Raw genomic sequence first — 4,626 nt, forward strand, 5'->3', positions numbered from 1 at the left:
TTTTTACAATCACCGACGCCCGCACCAGGCACTGAACATGAAAACCCCGGCCGAGGCCTTCGCATTAGCCGCCTGACCTGTGCAGGTTCCGCTGGGTCATTACATTTGGTGATTCGGGCTATATCGCCTTGTACCATCATGAACCGGCCGACGACGCGGTGTACATCCTGGCCTTCCGACACCAGAAAGAGGCAGGCTATTGAAACGGGGTTGTCCGAGCAAACAATCCCCGAAAAGGACTCATTATGCTCTTATGCCCGCTCTTTCCCTTTGCCCGGTTCCCCTCGCTGCTGGATCGGCCCCTTGAAACACCGGACACAGCCGCCCACTTAAAATAGCAGGTAGGCATGTGACTGTGTTTATGACCAACAGCAAGCAGGAAGTGATGGAATTACTGCCCCAGCCGGAGCGCCGGCGTCGCTGGTCGGTGGAGCAGAAGCTGGCCATGGTGCGCGAGAGCAACGAGCCTGGCCAGACAGTTTCGGTGGTGGCGCGCCGCCACGGCGTGAACCCGAACCAACTGTTCCACTGGCGCAAACTGTACCAGGATGGTGGCCTGTCGGCAGTGGGGGCTGGCGAACAGGTGGTCGCGGCCTCGGAACTGGCCGACGCGCTCAAGCAGATCCGGGATTTGCAGCGGATGCTGGGCAAGAAGACCATGGAGAACGAGATTTTGCGCGAAACGGTGGAGTATGGCCGCTCAAAAAAATGGATTGCGCGCTCACCCTCGTTGCCAGGGGAAGACCGGTGAAACGGGTCTGTGAAGTCCTCGGCGTGGCGCGCTCGAACATGGTAGTCAGGCTGGCTCGATCCGCGGATTGGTGCGCTGGTCGCACAGCCCGCCCGGCGCAGGATGCGGAGTTGGTCGAAGAGATCCAGGAGCATATTGGACAGTTACCCAGCTACGGCTACCGGCGAGTCTGGGCGCTGGTGCGACGAAGCCGGGAGCAGCGGCAGGAGTTCGAGCAAGGCGACACCTGGCGCGACATTAAGAATTCTTGACTTTTGACTTGACACGATCCCGCCTATGATGTTGAGCGCAAAGCCTGAGCACAAATTCACCCAGGCCGCCAGCCTCATGAGCACTTCATTTTCACCTTGTCGCCGCAGCCTGCTCGGCCTGATGGCCGGCGCCTGCCTGCCGTCGCGTGCGGCCACTCGTCCGGTCTACTCCGTGCAGACAGAACCCTCATTGGCGCACTGCACTGCACTGCTGCATGCGGCCTTGAAGGCCAGCGGGCTGTCTGCGGATCTGGTCAACGCCCCCCATGCGACCGAAGAACGCAATCTGCACGAAATCACCGCCGGCCGCATCCACATCAATCTGTTGCCGGCCTCTCCCACCCGTCTGAAACGGGTGCAGGAAGGCCGCCTGCGCATGATCCCTGTTCCACTGGAACGCGGCCTGCTGGGCTGGCGCACGCCCTTCGTGCTGGAAAGCCACGCAGCCAGGCTGAGCCATGTCCGTACGCTAGCCGACCTGCGCGCTCTGACGATCGGACAAGGCTCCAGTTGGTGGGACGTGGAAATCTACCGCAAGGCCGGTATCACCACCCGCGAGGTCCAGAGCTGGCGCAACGGGGAATTCGCAGAGCAGATGCAGACCGGGGTGATCGACTTGTTTCCCATGGGACTGGAAGAATCCCTGAGCTATTTTCTGCCGCACTTCCGGCAACGCTATCCGCAACTCGCGCTGGATCAATTCCTGCTGCTGAAATACCCCTGGTATCGTTTTGTCTGGGTGTCTCCGCACCCCAGCGCCGATACGCTGTACCAGGCGCTGCAAACGGGCTTCGACATCATCGCCGAGAACGGCCAGTTCGAGTCCATCTGGTCGCAAATGCGCCAACTGCCACCCACAGAATCCTGGCAGAAGCGCACCGTCATCAGCCTGGAAAACCCCTTTTACAGTCCGGATATCGTGCCGCCGCGCTACCGGCATCTGCTGCTGCAGCCGCACCTGTCGTAATGCCTGCTCAGAAACTCTACACGCGGTTCTTGCGTCAGCTATTACCCCTGCTGGCCCTGGCCTATGTGCTGACCACCGCCCTCACGACCTGGCTGTATTATCAGAACCAACGCATCGCAGCCAGCAATCAGCGCAGCCAGACCCTGGACACCTTCGCGCATGTGCTGGTCAAACCGCTGTGGGACTGCAACAGCCTGACGGCAGAAGGCATTATTCAGGCGATGACGCTGCAACCCAACGTGCGAGGGGCCAGCGTCTTGAATCAATGCACTCAAAAACTGATCCAGGCAGGCACGCTGCCCGACAAGAACAGCAAAGACACCTTGAGCACGCCACTGCAGTACGTGGATGAAATGGGTACCATCCACATGCTGGGAGAACTGCAGGTCGCCTTTCAACCCCAGTCGATCTTTACTGCGGCCGCCCGCAGCCTGGTGCCGCAACTGGCGGTTTTTCTGTCGATGCTGGCGGTCGTGCTGGCCTGCACGCTGTGGACGTTCAGGCGCATCATCGGAGCGCCCCTCCTGCAGTTGTGCCAGGCGATGCATCGTCAGCAGGCGCTGAACCCCATCCCCGACGACTGGGCCGACGAGATCTCCGAAGTCACCCGGACCTACAACACCCAATTGCAAGAACTGCGCCACCAGGCCCGGCATGACCCGCTGACGGGCCTGGGCAACCGACTGCGATTGGAAGAACGCCTGGAACACGTCAAACAGACCGGTACGCAAGGCCATGTCTTGCTGCTCGACCTGGACCGATTCAAACCCGTCAATGACACCTTCGGCCATGCTGCCGGAGACGAGGTACTGCGCACAGTCGCACAGCGCCTGCTGGCCTGCGTGCGCGACCTCGACACCGTGGTCCGCCTGGGCGGCGACGAATTCGCCATCATCGCGCCCGACACCATCGAGGATTCGGACGCGGACGCACTGGTCACCCGCATCACGCATGCCCTGACGCAGCCCATCCTCTGGCGGGACACCCCGATCTACATCACCCCCAGCATCGGGCGGGCACGATTCGGCCCGGACGACAACGACAGCAACGCCCTGCTGGCGCTGGCCGATGCCGACATGTACCGGGCCAAAGGGCTGACGCACCGCCGCCGACGATACGACCCTGCGCGGCACCAGGACTTGTTCAGAGATCCCTTGGGCAAAGGGCCTGCCGAGTCACAGCGGGATCCCGCTGAAGAACCTGATTTGGTCAGGGATGATTTTGCATAGGTATAGTTGAGTCAAGACACACCAAAAGGCACTCCATGAAAACATTGGGACTGATCGGCGGCATGAGCTGGGAATCCACCATCCCGTACTACCGGCAAATCAACGAGTTCATCAAGCAGCGGCTGGGCGGCCTGCATTCGGCGCGCATCGTGCTCTACAGCGTTGATTTCCACGAGGTGGAAAGACTGCAACATGCAGGCCAATGGGAACAGGCCGGCGCACTGCTGGCGGATGCGGCCCAGCGACTCGAACGCGCCGGGGCGGATGGGTTGGTGCTATGCACCAACACCATGCACAAGGTGGCGTCGCAGATCGAGCAGGCCGTCGGCATCCCGCTGCTGCATATTGCCGACCCGACTGCCGAAGCCATCAAGGCGGCTGGATTTTCCAGCGTCGGGCTGCTCGGCACGCGCTTCACGATGGAACAGGACTTCTATAAAGCCCGGCTGGAACACCAGCATGGCCTGCGCGTGTTGATTCCGGACGAACCCGACCGCGCAGTCGTGCATCGAGTCATCTACGACGAACTGTGCACAGGCTGCATTCGCAGCCCGTCGCGGGATGCCTATCTGGACATCATCCATCGTCTGGTGGACCAGGGCGCGCAGGCCATTATCCTTGGCTGTACCGAAATTTCCCTGCTGGTGGAGCCACAGCATGTGACAACGCCGCTGTTCGATACGACCCGCCTGCATGCGCTGCACGCGGCAGACTGGTCATTGCGCTAACAGGCGCTGTCCTGGCCTGGCCGCTGTGCCAGCGCCCAGGCCACGTGCTCGCGCACCAGAGCGCTTTCATGGTCGGCACGGCTGAGCAAGGCGGCGCGCAGTTCCGGGGCCTGCGCGGCATCCGCCTCGCGCAATGCATTGCCCAGCGCCACGGCCAGGTTGCGCAGCCAGCGTTCGTGATTGATGCGCCGGATCGGCCCGCCTTCGGTCCGCTTGAGGAATGTGTCCTCGTCCCAGGCGAACAGTTCGACGAGCCGGCGGCCGACCAGCGGCGCGCGCGCATCGAAATCGGGCAGTTCCGAGGTCTGCGCGTATTTGTTCCAGGGACAGATCGTCTGGCAATCGTCACAGCCAAAGATGCGATTGCCCATCGACGGGCGCAGCGCCTCGGGGATAGGCCCGCGGTTTTCGATGGTCAGATAGGAAATGCAGCGGCGAGCGTCCACCACGCCGGGCGCCACGATGGCGCCTGTGGGGCAGATATCAATGCAGGCCGTACAGGTGCCGCAATGCGCACTGACCGGATCGGTCGGCGTCAGCGCGAAATCCATGAAGATCTCGCCCAGAAAGAACATCGATCCGGCATCGCGCGAAAGCACCATGGAATGCTTGCCGCGCCATCCCAGTCCGCTGCGGCTGGCCAGTTCCTTTTCCAGCACGGGCGCAGAATCGGAAAAGACCCGATAGCCAAACGGGCCGA

The 4,626-nt window shown here is 61.7% G+C and carries 4 protein-coding genes and 2 pseudogenes; 5 read left to right on the forward strand and 1 reads right to left on the reverse strand.

Features of this window, described 5'->3' with window-relative positions:
• Window positions 1-95 precede the first annotated feature (95 nt).
• From RBR29_RS10665 to RBR29_RS10685, 5 genes and pseudogenes are all read left to right on the forward strand, one after another.
• Window positions 96-203, forward strand: a pseudogene (locus RBR29_RS10665) (type II toxin-antitoxin system RelE/ParE family toxin); the annotation flags it as partial.
• Window positions 204-385: 182 nt separating this feature from the next.
• A pseudogene (locus RBR29_RS10670) lies at window positions 386-945 on the forward strand (transposase); the annotation flags it as partial.
• Window positions 946-1,078: 133 nt separating this feature from the next.
• Entirely contained in the window at window positions 1,079-1,969 is an 891-nt protein-coding gene (locus tag RBR29_RS10675) for an amino acid ABC transporter substrate-binding protein (protein WP_320349178.1), read from the forward strand.
• The gene (locus tag RBR29_RS10680; RefSeq protein ID WP_320349180.1) at window positions 1,969-3,198 is read left to right on the forward strand and encodes a diguanylate cyclase; all 1,230 of its coding nucleotides are present in this window, start codon (window positions 1,969-1,971) and stop codon (window positions 3,196-3,198) included. The genes RBR29_RS10675 and RBR29_RS10680 overlap by 1 nt, the downstream gene beginning before the upstream one ends.
• Window positions 3,199-3,233: 35 nt before the next feature.
• Window positions 3,234-3,926 (forward strand): aspartate/glutamate racemase family protein, encoded by a 693-nt coding sequence (locus tag RBR29_RS10685; protein WP_320349182.1) that lies wholly within the window; start codon window positions 3,234-3,236, stop codon window positions 3,924-3,926.
• On the opposite strand, the gene queG is transcribed toward RBR29_RS10685, so the two are convergent.
• On the reverse strand, window positions 3,923-4,626 hold a 704-nt coding region (queG, locus tag RBR29_RS10690; RefSeq protein ID WP_320349184.1), incomplete at its 5' end, for a tRNA epoxyqueuosine(34) reductase QueG. The genes RBR29_RS10685 and queG overlap by 4 nt on opposite strands.

This window comes from Castellaniella sp. (assembly GCF_034007085.1).
Classification (GTDB): domain Bacteria; phylum Pseudomonadota; class Gammaproteobacteria; order Burkholderiales; family Burkholderiaceae_B; genus Castellaniella.

Bases quoted from the DNA above. Each gene is read 5' to 3' on its own strand.
- RBR29_RS10675 (WP_320349178.1), top strand. From the start codon at position 1,079: ATGAGCACTTCATTTTCACCTTGTCGCCGCAGCCTGCTCGGCCTGATG.
- RBR29_RS10680 (WP_320349180.1), top strand. From the start codon at position 1,969: ATGCCTGCTCAGAAACTCTACACGCGGTTCTTGCGTCAGCTATTACCC.
- RBR29_RS10685 (WP_320349182.1), top strand. From the start codon at position 3,234: ATGAAAACATTGGGACTGATCGGCGGCATGAGCTGGGAATCCACCATC.